This is a genomic window from Microcoleus sp. PH2017_09_SFU_O_A (assembly GCF_020738625.1).
Lineage (GTDB): Bacteria > Cyanobacteriota > Cyanobacteriia > Cyanobacteriales > Microcoleaceae > Microcoleus.
On the sequence record NZ_JAEQCF010000186.1, the window covers coordinates 1 to 2,052 of the forward strand.

A 2,052-nucleotide genomic window follows, 5' to 3' on the forward strand; every position below is an offset into this window, starting at 1 on the left:
TGCTGACTGGGGCGGGCAAGATGCCCACCCCACAGTCAAATTCCTCAACAGTGGAACAGGCATCTTGCCTGTTGCTGACTGGGGCGGGCAAGATGCCCAACCCCTACTCCCCACAGTCAAATTACTCAACAGTGGAACAGGCATCTTGCCTGTTGCCCAGAATGCAGTATCACAAACAAAAATAGCAATTAGACAAGTCAGCGAATTGGCAGATGCGATCGACTCTAACGGATTCATGCCTATATCAGGAAGTTACAATCCCAACACATATTATCGACAACGCGCTTACGTTTCAGGCAAGTACGATCGCGACTACGAAGACTTCAACCTCAGCGGCAAACAAGCAACAGCCTTTAATTCAGTCGTAGCATTTACCAAAACTCGGAAAATCCCCCTAATTTTCGTCAATTTGCCCCTCACCGACGACTACCTAGATCCAACTCGTCGGTGGGCAGAACAGCAGTTTAGACAACGAATGCAGCAACTCTCGCGACAAAAAGGATTCGCCTTCCGCGACTTGTCCCAGCGGTGGCCAAATCGCAACGACTATTTCTTAGATCCCAGCCACCTCAACCGTTTTGGGGCGATCGCAGTTTCTCGCATCCTCGCCTCCGATACCAGCATTATTTGGCCGCAGCCCAAATCCCGAAGTATTGATGGGTAATCAATACCATTTTCGATGGGCGATTTTCGATTAAACAATGGGGAATTCTCGTTCCCCGGCGCTGCCGAGGAACGCAGATGCTTTGGCTATGCCTCGCAATTTTCAAGAATAGTTTAATATCTAAAATGATGTCCGAAATCAATTTGTGCGATCGAACATTTTGAGATTTTTTAGTTCAGTCTAAAATCCCAAACCCCAAATCCCAAATCCCAAATTAATTGTGCAACTAAAACAAGTAATTATCGCCCACAAAGCCCGAGACACCCTCAGCCAGCGGTGGGCAGAACAGTGTGCCCGCCAGCTAGAAAGTCGCGGGTGTCAAGTTTTAATGGGCCCCAGCGGCCCGAAAGATAACCCGTATCCGGTGTTTTTAGCTTCTAGTAACAGCCCGATCGATCTAGCCGTAGTCCTCGGCGGCGACGGTACAGCCCTGGCCGCAGCCCGGAATTTGTCTGCTGACGGCATCCCGATTTTAGCTGCGAATGTAGGCGGACATCTGGGTTTTTTAACCGAGTCTTTTGAGGATTTCCAAAATACTGAGGAGATTTGGGACAGACTAGCCGAAGATAGGTATGCCGTGCAGAAGCGGATGATGTTGCAGGCGGCGGTTTTTGAGGGAAACAGAACTAATCTTGAACCGGAAAGCGATCGATTTTTGGCACTTAATGAAATGTGTGTCAAACCTGCTTCTGCCGATCGAATGCCGAGCTGTATTCTAGAAATGGAAGTTGACGGCGAAGTAGTCGATCAATATCAAGGCGACGGTTTAATTGTGGCAACCCCTACCGGTTCGACTTGCTACACCGCATCTGCCAACGGGCCGATTATCCACTCGGGAATGGATGCGATCGCAGTTACTCCGATTTGCCCTTTAAGTTTATCCAGCCGGGCTGTAGTTTTGCCGCCCGGTTCCGTCGTCAGCATTTGGCCCTTAGCAGATTACGAACTCAGTACAAAACTCTGGATGGACGGCATTTTAGCTACAGCAATTTGGCCCGGACAGCGCGTAGATGTGCGGATGGCAGACTGCGAAGCCAAATTTATCATTTTGCGGGAAAACTATTCTTATTACGGCACATTGAGGGAAAAACTTCAGTGGGCCGGAGCCCGAATTCGGTACACCAACAATCACCGCAATTAATCCACATCATCAACCGTTCAATTAGGTACGTAGTTGCGCTTCAGCGCTCTTTTGCAAAATCTAGAAAAGAGCGCTTTAATTAGGTACGTAGTTGCGCTTAAGCGCTCTTTTGCAAAATCTCTAAAAGAGCGCTTCAATTAGGTACGTTGTTGCGCTTAAGCGCTCTTTTCCACAATCTCCGAAAGAGCGCTCAAGCGCAACTACGTACCTTAAGATTTGGACTGAAGTCCGATTAGCGCTCTTTTGC

General features: G+C 48.6%; 1 protein-coding gene and 1 pseudogene. Both read left to right on the forward strand.

The window, feature by feature from the left end:
* Positions 1 to 664, forward strand: a pseudogene (locus JGK16_RS32560) (hypothetical protein); the annotation flags it as partial.
* A 220-nt stretch (positions 665 to 884) separates the two neighbouring features.
* Entirely contained in the window at positions 885 to 1,805 is a 921-nt protein-coding gene (locus JGK16_RS32565) for an NAD(+) kinase (protein ID WP_293194015.1), read from the forward strand.
* Positions 1,806 to 2,052: the final 247 nt, after the last annotated feature.